Annotated in this window: 18 protein-coding genes; 6 read left to right on the top strand and 12 right to left on the bottom strand. The window is 51.7% G+C overall.

Going from position 1 to position 24,437, the window contains the following annotated elements:
* Positions 1-81: 81 nt before the first annotated feature.
* Positions 82-2,109 carry a lipid IV(A) 3-deoxy-D-manno-octulosonic acid transferase gene (waaA, locus tag CRO03_RS06785; RefSeq protein ID WP_097110851.1) on the bottom strand — a complete coding sequence of 676 codons (2,028 nt, stop codon included), beginning with the start codon at positions 2,107-2,109 and terminating at the stop codon, positions 82-84.
* Positions 2,110-2,302: 193 nt separating this feature from the next.
* Between waaA and CRO03_RS06780 the strand changes: the two genes are divergently transcribed.
* Together CRO03_RS06780 and CRO03_RS06775 are read left to right on the top strand one after the other, a co-directional pair.
* Positions 2,303-3,229: a glycosyltransferase family 2 protein gene (locus tag CRO03_RS06780; protein ID WP_097110850.1), complete on the top strand. Its 927-nt coding sequence runs from the start codon at positions 2,303-2,305 to the stop codon at positions 3,227-3,229.
* A gap of 23 nt (positions 3,230-3,252) precedes the next feature.
* Positions 3,253-4,158, top strand: a complete 906-nt coding sequence (locus CRO03_RS06775) for a glycosyltransferase family 2 protein (protein WP_097110849.1) — start codon at positions 3,253-3,255, stop codon at positions 4,156-4,158.
* A 63-nt stretch (positions 4,159-4,221) separates the two neighbouring features.
* Here the strand turns inward: CRO03_RS06775 and CRO03_RS06770 are convergent, their stop codons facing one another.
* From CRO03_RS06770 to prlC, 5 genes are all read right to left on the bottom strand, one after another.
* Positions 4,222-4,695, bottom strand: coding sequence for a peroxiredoxin (locus tag CRO03_RS06770; RefSeq protein WP_097110848.1), 474 nt, complete (start codon positions 4,693-4,695; stop codon positions 4,222-4,224).
* A gap of 51 nt (positions 4,696-4,746) precedes the next feature.
* Complete coding sequence (locus tag CRO03_RS06765) at positions 4,747-5,499, bottom strand: class I SAM-dependent methyltransferase (RefSeq protein WP_097110847.1); 753 nt, start codon at positions 5,497-5,499, stop codon at positions 4,747-4,749.
* Entirely contained in the window at positions 5,499-6,230 is a 732-nt protein-coding gene (locus CRO03_RS06760; protein ID WP_097110846.1) for a DNA-3-methyladenine glycosylase I, read from the bottom strand. Before CRO03_RS06760 ends, CRO03_RS06765 begins: the two co-directional genes overlap by 1 nt.
* 25 nt (positions 6,231-6,255) lie before the next feature.
* A complete protein-coding gene (locus CRO03_RS06755) occupies positions 6,256-6,738 on the bottom strand; it encodes a hypothetical protein (protein WP_097110845.1) in 483 nt (160 codons plus the stop codon).
* Between the two features lie 69 nt (positions 6,739-6,807).
* Complete coding sequence (gene prlC, locus CRO03_RS06750) at positions 6,808-8,898, bottom strand: oligopeptidase A (RefSeq protein WP_245861511.1); 2,091 nt, start codon at positions 8,896-8,898, stop codon at positions 6,808-6,810.
* A 180-nt stretch (positions 8,899-9,078) separates the two neighbouring features.
* Between prlC and gorA the strand changes: the two genes are divergently transcribed.
* Both gorA and CRO03_RS06740 read left to right on the top strand, forming a co-directional pair.
* The gene (gene gorA, locus CRO03_RS06745; protein ID WP_097110844.1) at positions 9,079-10,434 is read left to right on the top strand and encodes a glutathione-disulfide reductase; all 1,356 of its coding nucleotides are present in this window, start codon (positions 9,079-9,081) and stop codon (positions 10,432-10,434) included.
* Between the two features lie 8 nt (positions 10,435-10,442).
* Positions 10,443-12,422 carry an alkaline phosphatase D family protein gene (locus CRO03_RS06740; protein ID WP_097110843.1) on the top strand — a complete coding sequence of 660 codons (1,980 nt, stop codon included), beginning with the start codon at positions 10,443-10,445 and terminating at the stop codon, positions 12,420-12,422.
* A 49-nt stretch (positions 12,423-12,471) separates the two neighbouring features.
* Here CRO03_RS06740 and map read toward each other — a convergent pair whose 3' ends face one another.
* Positions 12,472-13,254 (bottom strand): type I methionyl aminopeptidase, encoded by a 783-nt coding sequence (map, locus tag CRO03_RS06735; RefSeq protein ID WP_097110842.1) that lies wholly within the window; start codon positions 13,252-13,254, stop codon positions 12,472-12,474.
* Positions 13,235-13,471 carry a ParD-like family protein gene (locus CRO03_RS06730; RefSeq protein ID WP_097110841.1) on the bottom strand — a complete coding sequence of 79 codons (237 nt, stop codon included), beginning with the start codon at positions 13,469-13,471 and terminating at the stop codon, positions 13,235-13,237. Before CRO03_RS06730 ends, map begins: the two co-directional genes overlap by 20 nt.
* A gap of 203 nt (positions 13,472-13,674) precedes the next feature.
* Here CRO03_RS06730 and katG point away from each other — a divergent pair, with 203 nt between their 5' ends.
* Positions 13,675-15,900, top strand: a complete 2,226-nt coding sequence (katG, locus tag CRO03_RS06725) for a catalase/peroxidase HPI (RefSeq protein WP_097110840.1) — start codon at positions 13,675-13,677, stop codon at positions 15,898-15,900.
* Between the two features lie 157 nt (positions 15,901-16,057).
* Here katG and CRO03_RS06720 read toward each other — a convergent pair whose 3' ends face one another.
* On the bottom strand, positions 16,058-18,436 hold the full coding sequence (locus tag CRO03_RS06720) for a TonB-dependent receptor (RefSeq protein ID WP_097110839.1): 2,379 nt from the start codon (positions 18,434-18,436) through the stop codon (positions 16,058-16,060).
* Between the two features lie 191 nt (positions 18,437-18,627).
* On the opposite strand from CRO03_RS06720, the gene CRO03_RS06715 reads away from it, so the two are divergent.
* Positions 18,628-18,993: a MerC domain-containing protein gene (locus CRO03_RS06715; protein WP_097110838.1), complete on the top strand. Its 366-nt coding sequence runs from the start codon at positions 18,628-18,630 to the stop codon at positions 18,991-18,993.
* 9 nt (positions 18,994-19,002) lie between these two features.
* On the opposite strand, the gene CRO03_RS06710 is transcribed toward CRO03_RS06715, so the two are convergent.
* The 3 genes from CRO03_RS06710 to CRO03_RS06700 form a co-directional block, all read right to left on the bottom strand.
* On the bottom strand, positions 19,003-20,079 hold the full coding sequence (locus CRO03_RS06710; protein WP_097110837.1) for a hypothetical protein: 1,077 nt from the start codon (positions 20,077-20,079) through the stop codon (positions 19,003-19,005).
* Positions 20,080-20,085: 6 nt separating this feature from the next.
* Positions 20,086-21,153 carry a hypothetical protein gene (locus tag CRO03_RS06705; protein ID WP_097110836.1) on the bottom strand — a complete coding sequence of 356 codons (1,068 nt, stop codon included), beginning with the start codon at positions 21,151-21,153 and terminating at the stop codon, positions 20,086-20,088.
* A 325-nt stretch (positions 21,154-21,478) separates the two neighbouring features.
* Positions 21,479-24,355, bottom strand: a complete 2,877-nt coding sequence (locus CRO03_RS06700; protein ID WP_097110835.1) for an insulinase family protein — start codon at positions 24,353-24,355, stop codon at positions 21,479-21,481.
* Positions 24,356-24,437: the final 82 nt, after the last annotated feature.

Genomic DNA, 24,437 nt, shown 5'->3' with positions numbered 1-24,437 from the left:
TCAACAAAGACACCAACAGCTTAATCCATTATATAAGCGTTAAATAATGGTAAAACAGCCAGCCGAAACTGCGACAAAGCGCTAATTATATGGGTTTAACGGCTTTTTTAGTTGCAGATAACCATTTATAACATTTTGCCAGGCAGTGGCGTGCCAGTGAAAAGGACTAAGCTTTGCCTGCTCTTTATGTAACGAACGCAGCAGGCGTTGCAGATTCTGTTGCTGCCAGTGTCCCGGTGGCCGGCGCCGGCATTTATCAAAGTCTATCAGCCAGATAGTGCCACTGTTATCGAGCAGAATATTGCGGCAGTTTAGATCAGTATGATCGACGCCGGCAGTATGCAAGCGGGCGATTGCCATACCGACAGCCTGCCATTCGCTGTCCTGCAACGCTCGCTCAGAATGTAGAATTGTTGCCAGATCGCGCGCATCGCTGATCCGCTCAATCAGTAAATCAGCGCGGTAACTCAGGCCTGTCTGCCGGTAACGCGCCGCCACAGGTGAGGGCACTGCCAGCCCTTGCTGACGCATCCATTGCAACAGGGCAAACTCCTGCATAGCACGGCTATACAGCGCACTCTGATAGAAAAAGCGGTCTTTGTTTACTTTGCCCGCCAAACCACCACGGTAGTAATGACGCAGCACTAACTGCTGTTGGCGCCCCTGATGTAAATGCCGGACAAACCAGGCGGTGTTGCGGCCGGTTGAGCTCCCGGTTACCGCCTGTTGTTGCTGCCACCAGCGCGGCTCAAATTGCCCGGCAGCTATATCGTCAAACACATCAGCGCGGTACCAGTATAAGCTGCTGCCGGATGCATGGCGCCGCACATTTTGCAGGGCGTCGCCGCACAGTGCTGCTATCGCCTTGGCGCTTCGGACAACGGCGCCTTGCTGCGACTGATAAAACCGGCGGGCCCGTTCACCCTGCTGTTGGCGCAGCAGCGTATCGGCCAGTAAAGCGGCGGTATTGTGTTGTAGCTGCGCAGCATCCTGAACAATACTGACCGCCTGGCGTTGCGCCAGCTGATTATAGGCATCGGCAAAGTTAAAATAGTGAGGCCCGGTTTGGATGGCCTTACCAAAACAGATGGCTTCCAGTGGATTGTGGCCGCCGCGATTAATTAAACTGCCGCCAATAAAAACCAGACTGGCCTGCTGATACCAGGACAGTAACTCGCCCATGCTGTCAACCAGTGCTACCTCGGTGCCGGCTGCTGGCACCCCACTTGAACTGCGCCGCCATAATTGCAAACCGGCATTAGTCACCAGCGCAGCCACTTTATTAAAGCGTTCGGGGTGGCGTGGTACCAGCACCAGCAGTAAGTTGCTGAACTGCTGCTGTAACTGGCGATACATTGCTATTAACTGCTCGTCTTCGCCCTCGTGAGTGCTGCCGGCCACCCATACCAGCCTGTCAGTGAGAGCAGGCACCAATTCCGCACTTAACGCATCAAGGTTATCAGGCAGGCGCAACTCAAATTTTAAGTTGCCCACTACCTGCACCCTGGTATGGCCCAGCGCCTGAAACCGCCGGGCACTGGCTTTATCCTGGGCCAACAGTAAGCTGACCTGCTGCAACGCCGGCCGGGTAAGCCAGGCAAAACGCCGGTAACCTCTGGCCGAACGTGCCGACAACCTGGCGTTGACCAATACTGTCGGGATCAGTGCCCTATGGCATTGCTGTAGCAAGTTTGGCCACAGCTCGGTTTCAAGAATAACAATAAGTTGCGGCTGCAGCTGGTTAATAAAACGGCGCACGGCACCGGGGTAGTCAAAAGGCAGATAGCAGTGCTGCACCGTTTCTCCCAGCCGGCTGCGAATAGTAGCACTGCCAGTGGGGGTGGTACAGGTAACGGTAATAAGCTTTCCGGGGTACTGCTGTTGCAACTGCTTAATTAACGGGATGGCGGCTATCGCTTCGCCAACCGACACGGTATGCACCACTATGCCGCCGGCACGAATATGGCCAGGCAGCCAGCCAAAACGTTCCGCCAGACGCTCGCCATAACGGCGGTCGCGCAGGGTGCGCCAACCCAGATAAGCCAGTAAAGGCAATAAACCCAGGTATAACGCCAGCTGATATGCCACACGGCTTAACGCCTGAGCCATAGTAAAATCCCATATAAACTGGCAGTAAGGCCGCGCTGCCAAAAGCGTTATGATGCCAAATATCAGCCGGCGACACCAAAAGAATCTGTTGCGATATCGGCTTTAATGCTAAACTTTTTGCCTTTTAAGCCGGTTTACTTTAACAGAACTCTTTACCAGATCTTATAAGTAATACCACGCGCTGGAGTTGTGCATGCCTAACGTCAATTCAGACAACACCACTTTCGAGCAAGCGAGCCTGCTCGATAATATTAAAGAAGTTTTGCTGCGCTTTGCTGCCTCGGGTTATTTTCCGGCAACCGCTTTTATTAAAAACCAGCCGCTGAAAACTGAGCTGGCGGTGGTGCATGACAATATTAAACTGGAGATAGTGACCCACTGCTGGAACTATGCCCGCTTTTTTGTTTACCAGTTAAGCTCGTTGGTAAAGTATCCGCCAACCAATATGCAGCTGCGTTTTACCGTGTTTTACTCAGAAGAAGATGAAGCCACCGCGAAATTACTACAGCATTTTCAAACCCTGTCGGTACCGAATGTCGAATGGAACTTTCAGGCGCTGGCCACCCCGCTGCTGCTGCGCCGGGCGATAGGCCGCAACCGCGCAGCAAAACAAACCAAGGCCGACTGGGTGTGGTTTGCCGACTGCGATATGGTGTTTCACGAGAACTGTCTTGATACCCTGGAGCAACTGCTAAAAGGCCGCCAGGAAATTCTGCTGTTTCCCGACACCTTACTGGTTACTCCCTTGCTGACCGAAGCCGACCCAATGATTTCGGCCGGCAAAGATAAAACCGAATTACTGGAAGTGGATAAAACTAAATTTAAACCACGTAAATTTGACCGGGCAACCGGTGCCATTCAGATCATTCATGGCGACGTAGCCCGCAACTGCGGTTATTGCGATGATTTAGCGGTGTATCAGAAGCCCAAACATCACTGGACCAAGACCTATGAAGACCGTGCCGTACGCTGGTTGCTCGGCACCCAGGGCGTGCCTATAGCACTGCCAAACTTACTGCTTATCCGCCATGCCGAAAAAGGCCGCTATAAAGAAGACAGTAAGGTGTCGGTTGTCCGCAAAACTATTCGCCGGATAAAGTCGGCGCTGATTAATAAGTAACGCTATCAATAACAGAGACGGTTATGGCACGTAAAAAGACAATTGGACAAAGCATTCGCTGGTGGTGGAACACCCGGGTAATGGGTTTCTGGCGGGTTAAGTTATCCGGTGCGGTAAAACGCAAACTGGCCGCCCCGGCCGACACCATCGTATTTAATCGTGACGCACCACCGATGCCAGCCGCAAAAAAAAGCGGTATTACTGTTATATTAACGGCGTACCGGCGGGCCGAATACTTAGCTGAGCAAATTAAAGCCTTGCGCAGCCAGACGGTGCCACCCGATGAGATCTGGGTCTGGTCAAATCGCAGTGAAGACCAACTACTCGATGTATCGGCGTTAGCCGACCGGGTTATTGTTTCCAATACCAACTTTTTATTCTGGGGCCGCTTTGCGCTGGCCAGCCTGGTACGCACTGAATTCGTTGCGTTTTTTGACGACGATATCCTGCCGCAACCGCGCTGGTTCGAAAACTGTCTCGATACAATCAACCAGGGCCATGATGGTATTCTCGGTGGCTCAGGTGTATTACTGCCTGCCAGTGGCGGTTACTCCAGCAAAAGTAAAGCGGGCTGGAATGGCGTACAGAATAGCGAGGTCACAGAAGTCGACCTGGTCGGCCACGCCTGGTTTATGCGCAAGGCTTATGTGCGTTATATGTGGATTGAAGAGCCGGAGTTTTGGGACAACGGTGAGGATATTCATTTATCTTATATGGCGTTAAAACATGGCGGGATTAAAACCCTGGTGCCGCCACATCCGGCAAATGATCAATCCTTGTGGTGTTGCCGTCCGGATTTCGGCAAAGCAGTCGGCCGGTTAAAGGTCGCTACTTATCAGACGCAGGACCACCGGGGCACCCGCAGTGCTATTGTCGATAAATACCGGGCCGATGGCTGGCAAATTGTTGCCCTTCGCCAGCCCGGATAAAGCAACCCGGACAGTGACATCTCAGCTAACTAATGGCTGAGGTGTCACTTAGCTGGTAACAGATTACAACGCCGCTAACATCACTTCAGCTTTGCTGACTTCAAAGGTTTTCGGTGCTTCCACGTTTAACAAGGTAACCACGCCATTTTCAACCAGCATGGCATAGCGCTGCGAGCGCACACCGCCGAAGTCACCGGTTTCCATGGTCAGGCCGATAGCTTTATGAAAGGCGGCGCCGCCATCTGCCAGAAAGACAATTTCTTCGGCATTCTGGCTTTTGCCCCAGGCGCTCATGACAAAAGCATCATTTACTGCAGTGCAGATAATGGTGTCTACGCCTTTTGCTTTAATCTGGTCGGCCAGCGCGATATAACCGGGTAAATGGGCGGCAGAACAGGTTGGCGTAAAAGCACCGGGCACAGCAAACATCAGCACTTTTTTATTGGCAAAAATCTGGCTGGTGGTCGGGTTCATTACGCCCTCTTTGGTCAGTTGTGAAAAACTGACTTCTGGTAACTTATCGCCGGTTTTAATCATTGGTATTTCCCCTGAGTTTGCTTTTTTGAAATTATTAATTCGATTGCCTTGTCAGATAGCGGCATTAACATAAACATCGAACCGGTTATTTTTACCGCTTACTGCCATCGTCGGCGCTTTATCTGCCAGCCAGCCGGCATAGCCCGGCCGTTTTACCACCACCCGTTTTTGCGCCAGCTGTTGCGCCGGGGCCAGCAAGCTATCAGCGTCGGTATCACTGCCGACCACGTCGTGAAAGGCCCGCATTTCTTTTTTTACCTGCGCCGACTTTTCCCGCGCCGGAAACATTGGATCTAAAAAGACCACATCCACCGGGGCGCTGCTGGTCAGTGCCTGCAATGCCGGACAATGGCGCAGCTGCATGCGTGCTGCTACCGTGCTGAGCTTAGGATCGGCTGCAGCGCGGCGCAGGCCATCTGCTAATAAGGCGGCAACTGCCGGATTGCGCTCCACCAGCGTAACAGTGGCGCCCAGGCTGGCCAGCACAAAAGCATCACGGCCCAGCCCCGCGGTGGCATCCAGTACAGTTAAATTGTGTCTTTTATTCAGCCCCACCGCTTTGGCTATCGCTTCGCTTTTACCGCCACCGTGCTTGCGCCGGTAGCTGCTGGCGCCACTGGCAAAATCAACCAGAATGGCACCCTGTTTTGCCAGCTCAGTACTTTGCAGCACTAATGCCCCCTGCTGCATACTCAGGTACCAGCCGGCTGGTTCGGTTATGGAATTCAGGCCGAATTGCTGTTGTAGCTGCTGACAATAATCAGCACTTAATTCTTTAGATTGTAATAGCGGTATCGACGACATTAACGCTGCATACCTACGTGGTTTTCGCCGCAACTTAACGCCACTATCTGGCTGACTTCCTGCAAACTTAACCCTGACTGTTGTTGCCACAGGTTAAATTGCTGCTGAATTTGTTTCAGACTGCGCTGGCTGTTAATACCACCATCAAACACATTATACGCTCGCAAATAGCCCTCGATCTCCTGGGTAAGTAAAAAGGTATCTTTGCCAATGGCCCGCAGCGCATAAGGGCCGGTATTGCCACCCAGTCTGGCACCATGCTTTTTTAAGTAAGCCCATAAGCCAATAATATTCTCCGTGGGCCAGTCGGCGACAAAGCGGGCGAAACTCTGCTGTTCCTGCTGTACTTTCTGCTGCACTTCTTGCTGCTGGACATCGAAGATCATCAACGCATTATCACGAATGGTAAACACTTTATTCAGATTACGGATAATCCGTGGATCGGCTGCTTTCTGCTCCAGCATTTCATCACTGAGCAGCAGCACTTTTTCAATATCAAAATCGAAAAACAGTTCGCAAAAGCCCGGCCATTTCTGTCGTACTACCCGCCAGACAAACCCGGACTGAAACACCTTTTTAGTCAGCTCGGCCAGTAGCAGGCTGTCCGGCAACTGCGCCAGCTTCGCCGGTGGCAACGGTTTACTGATTAATGCCTTTAACGCTGCTTCACCACCTTTACGCTCGCAGGCCCGCTGATAAATCGCGGTAAAATGTTCTACTGTATCAGCCATACTGCTCCGTTAAATTACTGGCATCTTAGTAAGTGTTTTCTTTAACCAGTTTGCACTGGCCGCCCGACAGTTCTACGTTAGGTTTGGGTACTACGGCACAGTCTGACATCCGGCCCAGCCGCATATTTTCTGCTTCAGCAGCAGCATTATAAGCGGCAATTTTCTTCAGAATCTCAGCCTCATTCCCATTTTTGGTAGAATATGCCACGTATCGTTCAGGGCCACCACAGGGTTTATGGCCAAAGCCCGTTACCCGGCACTGACTGTTATCGTCCGCGCTGGCATCACCAATCAGCTTTAACGCTTCGCGACGTAATGCGCCGACATCCTGATCTGCTTGCATGTTCATTTGCTTCTCCTTCGCTTTTACGGCGGCAACAGGGTCCTTTTCCGGATCGATTGCCTCCACTAATGGCTCAGGCGCCAGTCGCTCTTCATTGGCTGCCTGGCCCTGCTGACAACCCGCCACAGCCAGCAATAAAGTTAGTAATCCTATTTGGTATTTCATACGCCACCTCCGGTTTTAATCATCCTGACAGAGCAAAACTGAATAAGCAATTAATTAAATGTTAACAACTTAACCGGCAATTCCCATATGGCGCAGTAACGCTTCATTCGATGGCTCCCGGCCGCGGAAGCCTTTAAACAATTCCATTGGCTCGGCGCTGCCGCCCCGTTCTAAAATCCAGCTTAAAAAATCCCGGCCGGTAGCAGGATTAAAAACCCCTTCTTCTTCAAAGCGGCTGAATGCGTCAGCCGACAGCACCTCTGCCCACAGATAACTGTAGTAGCCTGCGCCATAACCTCCGGCAAAAATATGGCCAAAGCCATGCTGAAAACGATTAAACCGCGGCGGCACTATCACTGACACTTCGCTGCGCACCTCATCCAGCAGTTGCTGCACCCGGCCACCGGCTGCACTGTTTTGCTCGCCATCGTATTGGGCGTGTAACCGCATATCAAACAGCGCGAACTCCAGCTGGCGCACCAGGAACATCGCCGACTGGAAGTTTTTGGCTGCCAGCATTTTATCCAGCAAGTCCTGTGGCAGCGGCTCGCCGGTCTGATAATGGCTGGAAATTATGGCCAGTGCTTCCGGCGCCCAGCACCAGTTTTCCAGAAACTGGCTGGGTAGCTCCACCGCGTCCCAGGCCACGCCATTAATCCCGGCAACGGCTGCCGCCTCAACTTTGGTTAGCATATGATGCAAACCATGGCCAAATTCGTGAAATAGGGTTACCACTTCGTCATGGGTAAACAACGCGGGCTTACCGCCGACCGGCTTATTAAAATTACAGGTTAAATACGCTACCGGCGTCTGCACGCTGCCATCGGCCAGGGTGCGCCGGCCACGGCAATCGTCCATCCAGGCACCTCCCCGCTTCTGGCTGCGGGCGTATAAGTCAAGGTAGAAACTGCCGCGCAGCTCACCTGCGCTGTCGGTAATATCATAAAAGCGTACGTCCGGGTGCCAGACATCGACACCTTTGCGCTCGGTAACCGTGACGCCGAACAATTTTTCAATAACCTTAAACAGGCCCGGTACTACTTTCGTTTCCGGGAAATAGGGCCGCAATTGCTCATCAGATACCGAGTACCTAGCTTGTTTCAGTTTTTCGCCGTAGTAAGTCACATCCCAGGCGGCCAGCTCAGCGGCCTGATATTGCTCGCGGGCGAAGGCACTCAGTTCAGCCAGGTCCTGCTCAGCCTGCGGTTTGGCGCGCCGGGCTAAATCAGTTAAGAAATCCAGCACCTGGGCCGGGCTGTCGGCCATCTTGGTTACCAGTGATTCTTCAGCCGCATTGTCAAAATCCAGCAGCTGCGCCAGTTCATGTTTTAAGGTCAGAATTTCGTCAATAATGGCACTGTTATCAAACTTGCCGGCATGTGGCCCCTGATCAGACGCCCGGGTGCAATACGCGCTGTAAAACTCCTCGCGCAATTGCCGGTTATCGGCATAGGTCATAATGGCAATGTAGCTGGGAAACTCCAGGGTAAAAACCCAACCTTCTAGCTCGCGGCTTTTTGCTTCCTCGGCAGCTGCCAGCCGGGCATCTTCCGGTAAACCGCTAAGCAGAGCTTCATCTGTTAGCTGTTTAAACCAGGCCTCGGTCGCGTCCAGCGTGTTATTAGAAAAGGTAGAGCTTAGCTCAGACAAACGGCTTTGAATTTCGCCGTAACGTTTCTTCTTAGCAGCAGATAAGCCAATACCTGATAATTTAAAATCTCGCAGGGCATTGGTAATCACCTTTTGCTGCGCCGGGGTTAAGCCGGTAAATTCAGCGCTATTTTTTAGCTTCTCGTAAGCCTGATACAACCCTTCGTGCTGGCCCAGCCAGGTACTGAAGTCAGATAACAGTGGCAGGCAGCTCTCATACGCCTCGCGTAACTCGGGGCTGTTGACCACGGAGTTTAAATGCGACACCGGTGACCAGAGCCGGCCCAGCTGGTCGCTGTCATGCTCCAGTTGTTCAACCAGGCTGTGCCAGCTGATGTTGCCCGCCGTCAGCGCCCGCTCTACTGCCTGACGCGACGTGGCAATTGCCGCTTCCACCGCCGGTTTAACCTGTTCAGGTTTAATTTTCGAAAAAGGGGGTAAATCAGTAAAGCTCAGTAACGGGTTGCTACTTGCTGACATGGCTTCTTGTTGTGATGCGGATTGCGACATAAAAGTATCCTGAAAATAGCGCTGATAATGCTGCTTATCTTGGGTTGGCGGCAGCATTTGTCAAGGCGAAGGCTGCTGTACCTGTCGCAATATGCTTGTTTTTAACAGCTTTAAGTCTTATATCTGGCCTATATCCGGCTTGGCCGCGTAATCGTTTTTTTTGAAGTTAAGGGCATCATTATGGCAAGGCATTTTAATTATCTGGCAATAGGCGCCGGCAGCGGTGGGATTGCCTCCGCTAACCGGGCGGCAATGCGGGGCGCCAGCGCGGCAGTTATTGAAGCAAAAGCGGTGGGTGGTACCTGTGTCAATGTCGGCTGCGTTCCCAAAAAAGTCATGTGGTATGGTGCCCATATTGCCGAAGCGATAAAGTACAGCCCGGATTACGGTTTTAACCTGACTGAACACGGCTTTGACTGGACCACGCTGGTGAAAAATCGCCAGGCCTATATTGAGCGCATTCATGCCGGTTACCAGCGTGGTTTCAGCAGCAACGGCGTAGAGTTTATTGAAGGTTTTGCCCGCTTTGTTAACGCTAATACGGTGGAAGTTAACGGCGAACATATTACGGCTGACCATATCACCATTGCCACCGGCGGCCAGCCATTGATCCCTGATGTGCCGGGAGCGGAACATGGTATCGACTCTGATGGTTTTTTTGCTTTAACCAGCCAGCCAAAGAAAGCCTTAGTGGTAGGAGCCGGTTATATCGCGGTGGAAATAGCTGGTGTGCTGCATGCGCTGGGTACGGACAGCCATCTGCTGATCCGCTATGACCGGCCGCTACGCGACTTCGACCCCGATATTACTGATATGCTGCTGGAACGGATGACTCAGGACAAACTGCAGTTACAGACGCATACTAACGTCAGAAAAATAGTGAAAAACGCCGATGGCAAATTGACGGTTTTCTGTGATAAGAATGTCGAGTTTACCGATGTAGACTGCCTGATTTGGGCCATCGGCCGGGCACCGGCTACCGCCAATATTAACCTGCAGGCTACCGGCGTTGCCACCGATAACGACGGCTTTATCCGGACCGACAAATATCAGAATACAAATGTAAAAGGCATTTATGCGGTAGGCGATATTACCGGTGAAGCCCAGCTTACGCCGGTGGCGATTAAAGCCGGCCGCCAGTTAGCTGAGCGCTTGTTTAATAAAGACCTGCCCGATGCGCATATGGATTATTCGCTAATCCCTACTGTCGTTTTCAGCCACCCGCCGATTGGTACTATTGGTTTAACCGAAGCCCAGGCCCGTGAGCACTATGGCGATGCTAATATCAAAGTGTACCGCTCCAGCTTTGCCGCCATGTATAACGCCATTACCAGCCACCGGGCGCTTAGTCGTTTTAAGCTGGTTTGTGCCGGCGAAAATGAGAAAGTGGTTGGCCTGCATGGTATTGGCGAAGGCATGGACGAAGTATTGCAGGGCTTTGCGGTAGCCATGAAAATGGGCGCGACCAAGGCAGATTTTGATGCGACCGTGGCGCTGCACCCGACCAGTGCCGAAGAGTTTGTAACGCTTCGATGATGGTTTAAATGACAAAGCCTGACGCAGAGTTATCTGCTACTAATAATTTGCCACTGGTGTTGGCGGGACCGCTACTGCGTGCAGTCACCCCAACCAGCGTGACGTTGTGGCTGGCAACCAGCCAGCCGGTGCAGCTGCAATTAGACCTTAGCCCGGACGGCGAGGACGTCCTTCATTTTAATCCGGCACAGATGCAACAATATTGTCAGAGCATCCGCTGCGCCGGTAAGCTGTTTTTGCAGCTTATTCATATTCCGCTGCCACAGCCGCTGCCTGTCAGCCGCTGGATAGGCTACGACTTACAACTATTGCCACTACAGCAGCAACACCCAGCTGCCGAGAGCCAGACCTGGCTGGGCTGGCAAAACTGGGCACCGGATCTGGTGTATCCCGGCAGGACCACTCCCGGCTTTGTGATTCAGCCTAAACTGCAAAGCCTGTTACATGGCTCCTGCCGCAAACCGCACTTTTATGCTGACGATGGCTTGCTGGCAGCAGACTTACACTTGCAGCAAAACCCGGCAGAGCAATGGCCGGCACTGTTGTTGTTAAGCGGCGATCAGATATATGCCGACGACGTCGCTGCACCGATGCTCAGAGCTGTGCATCAGCTGATTAACCAATTGGAGTTTAGCGACGAAAGCCTGCCCTGTTCAACCGTTAGCCAGGCTGCAGTACTGCATAACAGCCAGCCACATTATTACCGGCGTGACACTCTGCTGCCAAAAACTGAAGCCGGTCAGGCGGTACTGACTCAGGTATTTAAAGGGGCAAAAAAGCCGGTATTTACCTCTGACAATGCCCGCAACCATTTAATCAGCCTGGCAGAAATGCTGGGCATGTACCTGCTGGTCTGGTCGCCAGCGGGCTGGCAAGCCGATGCCACAGAACTTAACCCAAGCCTGACTGAAAGCCTTAATGCCGATGAGCAGCAACAATACACTGAACAGCAGGCTATTATCCGGCAATTTGCAGCTGGCCTTGGCAAGGTTCGTCGTTTGCTGGCCCATTTGCCCAGCGCCATGATTTTTGATGACCATGATGTTACCGACGACTGGAATCTTAGTGCTGAATGGGAGCAAACTGCCTATAACCATGACTTTTCCCGCCGGATCATCGGTAATGCATTGATTGGCTATTTACTATGTCAGGCCTGGGGTAACACGCCAGAGCGCTTTAACAACGGTCTGCTGCAACAGGCAGAACGGGCTCTTAGCGACAGTGGCTCCGCTTTACATCAACAACTGATTACTGATTTGCTGCGATTTAACCAGTGGCAATATCAATGGCCGACCGAGCCACCCTTGCTGGTGCTGGATACCCGAACCCGGCGCTGGCGCTCTGAAAAGGCGTTGGATAATCCTTCTGGTTTGCTGGATTGGGAAGCCATTACCGAATTACAGCAGGATTTAATCGGCCACGATGCGGTCGTGCTGGTATCGCCGGCGCCGGTATTCGGGGTGAAACTGATTGAAGGGATTCAACGGCTATTTACCCTGCTGGGCAAGCCTTTGATGGTTGATGCCGAAAACTGGATGGCTCATCGCGGTACCGCTTATGCGTTAATGAACTTATTCCGCCATCCGAAAACCCCGAAACACTTTGTGATTTTATCAGGCGACGTACACTACTCTTTTGTTTATGAAGTAAACCTACGTGGTCGCCAGCATGGGCCGGATATCTGGCAAATTACCAGCAGTGGTTTAAAAAATGAGTTTCCAGGGCGGCTGCTGGATATTCTGGACAGGTTAAACCGCTGGCTGTATTCACCACGATCGCCATTAAACTGGCTGACCAAACGGCGGCGGATGAAAATTGTGCCGCATAAACCCGACACCGCCAAAGCTGGCGAACGCTTGCTTAATATGGCGGGTATTGGTCTGGTAGAACTTCATGCCGATGGCTCGCCCAAACGGGTGGTTCAGCTTGGCGCAAAAGGCCAGGCTGTCGCCTTTAATATCAGCGAAGAGGACGCCCGCTGGGAGTAAGTTAAGCAGGGGCCGTCGTTTCGTCGGGAATAAGCAGGATTGTGCTTGTTCACCCTTTTAAAGCTTGCTCTTCCTGGCGCAGAGTTAATACTTCCACCCCGGTTTCAGTTACCGCTACCGTATGCTCCCACTGCGCCGACAGCTTTTTATCGCGGGTTACCACGATCCAGCCGTCTTTTTTGGTTTTAGTTTTAGCACTACCCTGGTTCAGCATCGGCTCGATGGTAAATACCATGCCTGGCTTTAACTGCATGCCGCTGCCTGCTTTACCATAGTGCAATACTTGTGGTTCTTCGTGCATTTGCCGGCCAATACCGTGGCCACAATATTCCCGTACCACGCTATAGCCTTTGCTGCGGGCAAATTGCTCAATGGCAAAGCCGATATCACCCAGGCGGGCGCCCGGTTTGACTGCGTTAATCCCCAGCCAAAGCGCCTGATAGCAGTCATCTACCAGCTGGCGCGCCAGAAAACCGACCTCGCCAATACAGTACATTTTACTGGAGTCGGCAATAAAGCCATGCTTTTCCAGGGTAATGTCGGCATTAACAATATCGCCGTCTTTCAGCAGCTGCGTCGCTGACGGCACACCGTGGCACACTACGTCATTAACCGAGGTATTCAGCACATAAGCAAAACCATATTGGCCTTTGCTGGCAGGGCGGGCCTGCAGTTCATCGACGATATAGCGCTCAACCAGATCATTAATTTGTAACGTTGACATGCCAACTGCAATTTTACTGTCGAGCATGGCAAATACCCGGGCCAGCAAGCGGCCCGCTTCGTGCTGCAATGCCAGCTCGTCAGCAGTTTTAAGCTGAACGCCGCTCATCGGTCGCTCCTGTTACTCCGGCTACGCCCGCTATTTTAACGTCAGCCTGCTGCATCAGCATTTGCAGAAGTTGCTGGTAGTTGTGGTTAGGGTGCAGTTCCGCCAGCATGCCTACTTTTAACCAGAACTCTACCTGTGAATTGATAGAACGTGACATGGCGCCACTGGCTTTGCGAATTTCTTCATGCAGCTCATCACTAATTTTTACGATGCCCAAGTTATTGCCTCCAGGTAAATAATATACGAATTATATATAAAACGTATAAAGCAAGCAACTTAGCGCCTTGTATCGCTTAAATCGATTAAGTTGGCCGTAAAAAGTGGCTTTAATAGTTGAAAAATCAGGTCTATAGTTTTGTGTATAGAAAACCGGGAGCCTGTTGTATTCCCAATTAGTAAGCACAGCACAAGGAGTAAGACATGGATAACGGCAACAATAATACCGGCGGTAAGTGCCCGGTGATGCATGGCGGTAATACCCGTTCAGGCAGTGGTGGCACCCAGAATAAAGACTGGTGGCCGAACCAGCTGAATATTAAGATTCTGCATCAGAACGACAAAAAGTCGAACCCGCTGGGCGAGGATTTTGACTACGCCACAGAATTTAAAAAACTCGATTTAGCCGCAGTAAAGCAAGATCTGACTGCATTGATGACCGACTCACAGGACTGGTGGCCGGCGGATTATGGCCACTATGGCCCCTTTATGATCCGGATGGCCTGGCACGCTGCGGGGACTTACCGTACCGCCGATGGTCGTGGTGGCGCCAGCACCGGTAACCAGCGTTTTGCGCCGCTGAACAGCTGGCCGGATAACGGTAATCTGGATAAAGCCCGCCGCCTGCTATGGCCAATTAAGCAGAAATACGGCAATAAATTGTCGTGGGCCGACTTATTTATCCTGGCCGGTAACGTGGCGCTGGAATCAATGGGCTTTAAAACCTTTGGTTTCGGGGGCGGCCGCAATGATATCTGGGAACCGGAAGAAGACATTTACTGGGGCGCGGAAAAAGAATGGCTGGCAACCAGTGATAAACCCGACAGCCGCTATTCAGGTGATCGTGATTTAGCCAACCCGCTGGCTGCAGTACAAATGGGCCTGATTTATGTTAACCCGGAAGGGCCGGACGGTAAGCCTGATCCTATCGCTTCCGGCCGCGACATTCGCGATACCTTCGAGCGGATGGCAATGAACGACTATGAAACCGTGGCGCTGACCGCCGGCGGTCATACTTTCGGCAAGGCGCACGGTGCTGGTGACGCTGCGCTGGTTGGGGTCGAGCCTGAGGGTGGTGCGCTGGAAGATATGGGTTTTGGCTGGAAAAGCACTTTTGAAAGTGGCATGGGTCGCTATACCATTACCAGTGGTATTGAAGGCGCCTGGACCCCCACCCCAACCAAATGGGATAACAGCTATTTTGATGTACTGTTTGGCTACGACTGGCAACTGACCAAAAGCCCGGCCGGTGCTCATCAGTGGGAAGCGGTAAATCTGGCTGAAAAAGACCATGCTCCCGATGCAGAAGATGCCAGCGAGCACGCTAAACTGATGATGACCACGGCTGATATCGCGATGAAAGAAGATCCGGCCTATCGCAAAATATCTGAGCACTTTCATCAGAATCCGGACGAGTTTGCCGATGCCTTTGCCCGCGCCTGGTTCAAATTAACCCACCGTGATATGGGGCCAAAATCGCGTTATCTGGGCCCTGAAGTACCAGCGGAAGATTTAATCTGGCAGGACCCGGTACCAGAGGTCGACCATGAACTGATTAACGATGCTGATATCGGTGATTTAAAAGCGAAAATTCTGGCATCGGGTTTGTCGACTGCCGAGCTGGTGTATACCGCCTGGTCGTCAGCCTCAACCTATCGTAACTCCGATTGCCGTGGTGGCGCCAATGGTGCTCGCATTCGCTTAGCACCACAGAACAGCTGGCAGGCTAACCAGCCTGAACAGCTGCAAAAAGTATTGCAGGTGCTGGAAGGCATTCAGCAGGATTTTAACAGCGCCCAAAGCGGCAATAAGAAGGTGTCACTGGCCGACTTAATTGTGCTGGGCGGTGCCGCTGCCATTGAACAAGCGGCAGAAGCGGCCGGCAATAACATTAGCGTGCCTTTCAGTCCGGGCCGGACCGATGCCAGTGCTGAACAAACCGATGCAGACTCCTTTGATGTGCTGGAACCGGTAGCCGATGGGTTCAGAAACTATCAGCAGCAGGAGTTCACGGTAAGCGCTGAAGAGTTATTGCTGGATAAAGCCCAGTTACTGAATCTGAGCGCACCGGAGATGACGGTACTAATTGGCGGTATGCGGGCATTGAACGCGAACTACAAGCAGAGCGCACTGGGCATTCTGACCGACCGGCCCGGCCAGCTGACTAATGATTTCTTTGTTAATCTGCTGGATATGAAAACCCGCTGGCAGCCAGCGACCAGTGAGTCGGACAGCTTTATCGGGTTTGATCGTAAAACCGGTCAGCAGAAGTGGACCGCCAGCCGGGTTGATCTGGTATTTGGCTCTAACTCGCAGTTACGGGCATTGTCAGAAGTGTATGCCCAGCAGGACGCCACCCCGAAGTTTTTAAAAGACTTTGTTAAGGCCTGGGTAAAAGTGATGAACGCTGATCGCTTTGATTTGCGCTAAACACTCGCAAGGCATCCAGGGTAGGCGGTAAGGTTCTTTCGCCGGAAATTAAAAACCGCTGCAGGCATTTAGCGTGCAGCGGTTTTTTTATACACAATTTCTTTTCTTCAGACTGCGGAACCGGTTGCTAAAGTTGCTCCGGTATTTAACGCAGTTATTAAAAGCGGCCGCGCACGCCAAGCGCCAGTGAGCGGCCTGGTAGCGGTGCTAAGTCTTTTAAAAATGAGGTATGCACCCTGGCCGTTTGATCGGTCAGATTCTGGCCTTTCAGATAGAGGGTCAGTTCCTGCAGGCCAACATCAAAGCGATAACTGACACTGGCATCGAGTAGGGTGTAGCCAGCAGTGGCTTGCTCCATTTCTGCTACCTTGTCCTGCTTAAAATAACGGGTGGCACGTAAATCAGCGCTGATGGCATCCTGCTGATAAGCCAGCTCAGCTGCTATGCGCAGCGGCGGCGTGCGCGGCAAATCACCACCGCCGTTTAGACGGGCCCGAATGTAGTCGCCTTGCAATGTCAGCTTAAAGGGGTCATTAACTTGCCAGATATACTGCGCTTCCAGGCCGTGCAGGGTTGCATCAGCAACCGCAAATAAATATACCGGCATCTCGTCTGTATGTTCATCAACATGCTCATCGCCATGCTCAGCAGCGGGTTCATCCTGATGACTTTCCTCAGCAAACAGGCCGGTATTTTGCTGGTAGTAATAGTTGTCGATACGGTTATAAAAGGCGTTTAAGACGAAACCGGTATTACCGCTGAATTTACGCAGGGTAATATCCAGGTTATTCGACTTTTCCAGTGCAACTGGCTGCGTATTCAGCTCAAAGCCATGCTCGTCTTGCACAAACAGTGCGCCAATTTCATAAGAGGCGGTACTGATATGTGGGCCAAAGGACAATAACTCCGCGGCCGCTGGTGCCCGCTCTGCGTGCGATACTGATAAGCCAAGGTTGTAGCCGTCGGCAAAGTCCCACACGGCACCGGCTGACAAACTGTAAGGTGTAAAACGCTGCTGCACAGCAAATACCTGGGGAGTTTCAGCGCCATGCTCAGCTTCATGCTGTTGCGCATCATCATGACCATGCACTTCAAGCTCTGGCAATAATACGTTTGGAGCCTTAAGAGTCACCCGCTCTATCCGGGCGCCTAGTTGCAGCAACCAGTCACCGATATGGCGCTCTTCCACCCAGCCCAGCGCCAGCATTTCGGTTTCCGATGGCGGGGTAAAGGCTTCCTCTCCCAGGGCTTCAAAATCGCTGAACTTATAGTGCAGGCTTAAGCCACCACGCCAGTCCTGAAAAGTGCGATGCAGTATTTCAACCCGGGCTTCGTGGCTGCGGTTTTTAAAGGTGGTACCAATTTCACCTTCTTCTATTTCGCTATGCTGATAATCTGTAACGGCTAGTTTGGTATTGACCGCCCGGATAATACCAGAGGAAAAATTCAGTTCACTTAGCAGCTGATAGCGGTTTTGGCTAAGATCAGCATAAACCTCTTCCTCAGCGCCGTGCTCGTCATGCGCATGCCCTGGAATACCATACTCACGATCAAGCCGGCCGTATGATAAACCCACAAAGCCATTATCCAGTAAGTAACTGCCGCCCACGGTGAAACCTTTGGCCGTAGCGGCCGTATTATCTACCCGGCCTTTTACTGCATCGTCATCCGGCTGTGCTTCAGCAAAACCTGGAATACGGTAACTGTCGTTATCACGCCAGAAACCATCAATATATAAACCGATATTGTCGACGCCGCTTACCAATGAGCCAGATGCCAGTTTTTCATCATTAACTGACTCGCGCTGGACCATCCATTCAGCCCGGGTAGTGTTATCGGTGGGGATGCGTTCATCCACCACATTAACCACGCCACCAATAGCGCCACTGCCATAAAACAAGGTAGCCGGGCCGCGCAGCACTTCAATCTGAGTAGCGGTACTGGTTTCGCTTGCCACACTGTGATCTGGGCCTATCCGCGACGCATCACCGGCATCCAGGCCATTCTGGGTAATAAGCACCCGCGGGCCATCCAGGCCTCGAATAATCGGGCTACTGGCCACATTGCCGTAGAAATTAGAATGCACCCCAACTTCATTTTTTAAAGTATCACCTAAAGTGGCAGCCTGGCGCATTTTTAAGGCGTCACCAGCCAGCACACTAACCGGTAATGAAGACTCAGTAGCAGAGGCATGAAATGGGCTGGCGGTAACATCAATAACTTCAATGGTGCTGCTAAGCAAAGTCAGGCTGATATTACTCAGGCCCTGGGCAGGTACCTCAAACCGGAAATTACGATGGCCAAAACGACGGGCTTCAATATGCAGTTCTGCTTCACCCGCATTGAGATTAGTAACAGTAAAGCGGCCATTTGTGTCGGTAGTAATCCGTTGGTTCTCACCAATAACGGTCACTTCGGCACCGGCTACCGGCTGGCCGTTTTCATCTGTCACCACACCGGAAATAGTCTCTGCCATCAACGGACTGGCCAGCAGCCCGGCAGCAACAACGCTGGCTATCATAGTTTTTCTAAACATCTTGTTCCCCATAAGAATACCGACTCTCTCTAAAATCGCTGGCAACGCTTTTCGGTCAACTCACTTCAACTGGCCGAATAATTGATATGTTATAACATTTTTCACTATTTTGTTATACTATAACATTGTTTTTTTTGCTGGCAATGCTGAGTCAGCTTTGGCAACGGGTTTTAAATTTTCAGGGAGTTACTATGAAAGATCTTATTGCGGCAATGCTCTCGGGGCTCTGTGTAGTGCAATGTTTAGCTCTGCCCGTGCTGTTAGCTGTGGGCAGTTCCGGCTTGTTGCTGGGCATATTCAGCTCTGAATGGTTTCACTATCTGATGCTATTGCCAATCAGTGCCTTACTGGCCTGGAGCCTGCCCGGCGGCTGGTGCGTTCACCGCAATAAAACGCCATTTATTCTGGGCTTAAGCGGTTTTCTGTTATTGGTTGCGGCGCTGTTTGCCGGCCATGACGCCGAGTTACCCTTGTCGGTAGCAGGTGGTTTACTACTGGCCACGGCCCACCTGCGTAACCGCAAGTTACTGCAATCAGCCCGGGCGCAACTGGCATGATGCCGCTGCTTACTGCTCTGCCATCTGTTGTAAGAACTGCAGGCGCTGGCGCTCTTCGGCACTGGCCTGAAAAGGCTCATCGCTTAGCTGGCTAAGAGAAAAGAACTCCAGCGGATATTCGCTTTGCTCGCTGTCGCCATAGCGGGTTAGCTCACCGGGCACCGCGGGCCGGCGTTCCAGCACAAAACTGCTGAGAATATACGGGCCTTCCTGCCGGCGCAGCACTGCTTTGTAGGCCCGCAAGGTTAGCTCAGCATTCCCCTCAGCCAACTTTTCTGTCGCTGTCAGCAATGCCAGCGGCTGGCGTTCTGCGGTAAACAAATTGGCTCGCAGCCGGTAGTAACCGGCTTGTTCAACATTTAACTTTACCGGGATCAGCATATCGCTGCCAACGCCACGGCTGGAGCCTACACCGGTGATGGTTGCTACCGGATGGCTGTAAACAAAACCGGTTTTCAGAGTTTGTTCCCGGCCATCAGCACTAAAGGTAACACTGACTTCCAGCGGGCCATCCCAGTCACTTTCAGGGCTTAACTCTGCCTGCCAGTGTTGCTCAGCACTCTGACTGTATCCATCGCCGGCAGTGTTTTGCATCGCCTCGCTGGCCAGTAATGTAGTGTCTTGCTCACTATGTAACTGCACACTGACGCTATGCACCGTTAAGCCACTTACCTGCAGGCTTACCGGTATGGTTTCAGGGTAACTAAAGCGGTATTTCGGCAGCACTATAGCGGCACTGGCGCCGCCTTCCAGTGGTACCGGTTGCACCACATAAATATTGGGGTTCAGTAAATGGCTGTCAGCCTCGGACAGTGGCCGCGAATAGCCCGGGTACTGCAGCTCGCCGGCATAGGCTGTTGCCAGTAACTTAAAGCTGTCGCTGACAGGTTCAGGTAAGCGTTCGGTAACGGTAATAGTGGGCGCAGCGGGCGGTTTGGCTTTGGCCGTTGCTGCAGGCGGCGCGGCTACCGTGGCGACCTCTGGCACGGCTGCCGGTAGAGTTGGTGTTTCTGATGCGGGCCAGAACAACCACACGCCTGACAGCAATGCTGCCAGGCCCAGTAATATCCAGACAAGTTTAGACATTGCGGCTTAGTTCGCTGCCTGATAAACCAATGCCGACATGCTGGTGTTATTGGAGTTACGAACTACCCGGTAGCGCGAACTGAATATCCACCAACCACGTTTTTCATCATAGGTACTGAACTGCAAACTGTCGTTATTCAGGTAACCAGCACTGCTGTTGGCTGCTGTGACTTCATCCTGTACCCGGTTTTCAATTAAACCACCGTGGCTATAACCTTCGCTCATTAGCAACGGATAATGGTAAGGCATAAAACTACTCACCCCACTACTTTGGCTGGCCAGCTTGCCGTCGAAGGCCACACTACGTGAGCAACTGTTAAAGCTGGCAGCGGTCGAGGCACCACAGGCTGAATGGCTGGCGACAACGCCGTCATCTTCGCCCGGTAAAAATACCCCGGTAGCGCCAAGATAGTCAGAACCGGCACCCACAAAACGTAAGCGCGGCACCCGGCTGTCCGGAAACGACGCCAGCTGGCGGGCACTGTTTACCCGCAAATCATTTAATACGCCTACCGTGCCGGCGTTCGGTATCTCGCCAAGCCAGGCGGCCAGCGCCAGCCGTAAGGTCCAGTCAATAAGGCCAGAGCCACTGGCGACATTAACCGCCAGATCAGCCAGTTCAGAGCCACCACCCGCACCGGCAAAATCAAAGGTAGCGACAATATTCAGTGGTTGCAGCCCGGCATTCTGCAGCCATAACGCCTGGTTATCCAGCAAATAACGAGTCACTAAATCGCCGGTGGAGTGCGAAACAAAAATGCAGCCATTGGCGCAAGTACCATTTACTGACATTTGCTGCAGTTTAGGCCAGACATAATCACTGGCAATTTTACCGGCGACCCGCTCATGAGCTGGCCAGTCAATCCGCACATCGGCCCTATCCCGCCAATACGCCTGCCAGTATGCGGCGCCGTCACTGCTGACTTCACTGGCATTGGGCCGGCTTGCCAGCTGGTCGGGTTGTAAACCATGCACCAGTACCACCGGGTAGCCACCAACGGCGGCAAAGAGGTTAAAGCTGACAGCTAAGCTGCCTAGTAAAGCTGCACTGAGCAGCCCTGTTAATTTTTTCATCACAGATCCTCGTCTTTATCTTATTTTTATTGATTGAGACTGGTAATGCTGTCCTGACTCAGTGAACAAAAATAGAACAGCAGCCACTGATTGCAAGCGGTAATTTTCGGGACTAAAAGGCTGAAACCGGGCTCTTGAGTAAGGTTATGTTTTAATAAGCGGTGGCGATAAAAAATGGTAGCTCAGTGGTGCAGGCTTAACAGGCGCTGAACTGCGATAACAGAATCAGCAGCAGCTAACAGCTGTTTAAAGTCTTTACTCAAACTATTTTGCTACGGCAATAAAAAAACGCAGCCGAAGCTGCGTTTTTGTGGATAAAAGCCAGTTACTGGGTTTTCATCCGGCGATGAAAATCAGCTAAATCGGTAATCACCTGCTGGCCTTCGATTTCAGCAAAAGGCTGCTGACTAAAACCGGTACCTCGCATTTGCACAGAAATTCGCGCGGCGTCTTTGTTTAACAGAGTTTGCTGATAGAATGCCTGCACATCGACCAGCGTTAACTTTTCCACTTCGGCTATCAGTTTTTGCTTACTGTCGAAGTCAAATTTTTCCTGGTACCAGTCGCTGATCAGTGGCGCCATTTCTTCCTGCTGGTTTTTCGGTGGCTCTTTCAGGCTTACCAGCAAGCTTTGCTTTAACTGTTCAAAGTCAGCATTATCCAGCTGCTGCAAGGTTTGCCAGTATTGCTGTTTGAAGTCATCGAACCGTTGCTGCATCTCAGCTACCGACTTAACAGGGGTTTGAATATACAAACCAAAACCAGTGTAGTCTTCAACACTTACCGCCGCCCCGCCTACCGCATAGGCTAATTGTTCTTCAGTGCGCAGGGTGTCGAACGCCTTATTGGAAAAATGGCTTTGTAACAGCCGGCCGCGGGCCAGTTGTTTTACCGAAGGGTCCGGGTGAATATGCATATCCACTACTGCCACATCTGCTACCACTAAATCCTGCTGCAGACTGATAACTTCACCCGGCGCAGGTTGCCATACCGGGCTGCGGGTATAAGGCAGGGTTGTCCGCTCTGCCGGTAACGTAGCGGCGACGGTATTAACCAACTGCTTAACGTCGGCCTGGTTGTAATTACCAAATGCGAAAATACGCAGCTGATGATTCACCAGTACCTGCTGCATAAACTGCTGCAAATCTGCCGCAGTTAATTGTTCAGCACTGGCAATTAACTGTTCGTTATTGTAGTTGCCGCCCCGGTACAGGCTATTGAACGCCATAAACGCCTGCTGGAACGGGAAACGCCGCTCTAAATTGCGAATGCCCCGGACATAACGGTCTACCGCCTGGCTGAACCGCTCTGCGCTTACTTGTGGCATTAAGCCCGCCAGCGCCTGCTGCAGCAATTGCGGTTGTTTATCAGTGAAACCGCCCAGGTTTAATAGCAGACCATTGCTGTCATTCAGCGATAAATCCATCCCGGCTACCGAGGCTTCAGTTGCCAGCACACTTTGTTCCAGGTTATATAAATCCTGCCACAGGGCAAACATCACTTTTGCTTTACTATCCTGCAATGCGGCCGGGCTATTCAGAAAAATGCTCAGCCGGCCACGGGGCTGGCTGGCAAACTGCTGGCTGGGATACAACCAGGCTTTTATGCCTTGTTCCTCTACCACCAGCTCGGGTTTATCCACCTGTGCCGGCTCACGCAATTCAAAGTTTTCCGGCAGTAACCGGTTAACTGCCGGCAGGTTGGTCGCAACCTGGTCTTGCTGCCAGCTGGCAATTTCCTGCTCGCTTATCCCGGCAATTTTGTAGCGTCCATCATAGAAGTGCAGTTCGCTGTCAGCAGGCTCCTGCTGGCTGATATACCAAACCCGCAGACTTTGTGGCGTCAGCTGCTGCAGTACCCGGTTAATTGCAGCCGCGTCAAACCGCTCATAGTGATAAGGTGCATTTACCGCATGCTGGGCCGGCACAAACTGCATGGCGTGGGCCAGGTTTGAGACGTAACCGAAACCATCGGTTTTTTCCAGAAAACGAAAGCGGTTGGCCAGGCTGGTTTGAATTTCGCTGAAATATTTACTGTCTACCCCTTCGCGTTTAATCAGCTCCAGATGTTGCATCACGGTGGCAATAATGGCCTCACGCTGCGCCATACCGCTGTCAGTTAAATTGATATCAATAGTCAGGCTGCCATAATTACCGTAGGCGCCAGGGTCGGCACTGGCCGATAACGAGGAAATTAAACCCAGCGCTTTGAGCTGCTGTGCCGGCGACCCCGGCATTTCAGAACCCAGCAGGTAAGTGATAAATTCATTCGGTTTTACCGCAAATTCATCATTGTTATTAGTGATGGTGAAATCCAGCTTCAGCTGTTTTACATCTTCATTTGGTACGTAATGGATCCTTTTCGCCCCGAAGTCTTCATAATTCAGCTCAGCGTCGACTGCCGGCCTGGCAATTTCTTTGTTTTCAATGGCAGCAAAATGTTTGCGGGCTAACAGCTCCATTTCTGCCAGCGGTAAATTACTTAACAACGCCAGCTTCATAGTGTTGGCAGAATAATACTGCTGATAAAACTTCACTGTTTCATCATGCAGTTTACTGCCGTCTTTATCGCTGAGCGTTTCCAGGTTACCGATTAAAAACCGGTTGGCCGGGTGCTCACCAAACATGCTGCGCGATAGTTTAAACTGGCCAAAAAAGTCCATTTCCCGCCGCATCGACCATTCTGCATTAACGGCGTTTCGTTCTTTCTCGGTATATTCCGGCAGTAATAACGGTGCTTTAAAGAAATCAGAAAAACGATCCAACGCCTCATCATAAGACGGATTATTTATCTGAAACATGTAGTTAGTAATATCCAGCCAGGTATAGGCATTGGCAGCGCCGCCATTTTGCGACATAAAACCGTTGTAAGACGCCGGATCCGGGTAGCGCTCTGTGCCCATAAATAATAAATGTTCTAAGTAATGCGCCATGCCCTGCTGGCTCATCGGGTCCTGCAATAAACCAACGCCAACACTCAGTGACGCCGCTGATTTTTCAGTAGTCGGATCTGATACCAGAATCACTTCCAGCTTATTTGGCAGTACCAGCGTTTTATACTGGCGCTCATCATTCGGGCTGACTAGTACCTGGCCAGCCACCTGCTGCTCAATGCGTGGCTCTGGCGTTACAGTAGCACGCTCACCGGCGCAGCCAGTCAACACTGCCAGTGCTACCGCACTGATAACAAATATTTTTTTCATTAGGGCACCTGTAGTAGATTTCGACACTTCACGTAAATGTGAAATTTTGTAATACCCAATGTAATAAATAACGTCAGCAATA

It is taken from the genome of Arsukibacterium tuosuense (assembly GCF_900215315.1).
GTDB lineage: Bacteria > Pseudomonadota > Gammaproteobacteria > Enterobacterales > Alteromonadaceae > Alishewanella > Alishewanella tuosuense.
The sequence above is the reverse complement of the archived record's forward strand: the minus strand, read 5'-3'. Positions and strand labels throughout refer to the sequence as shown.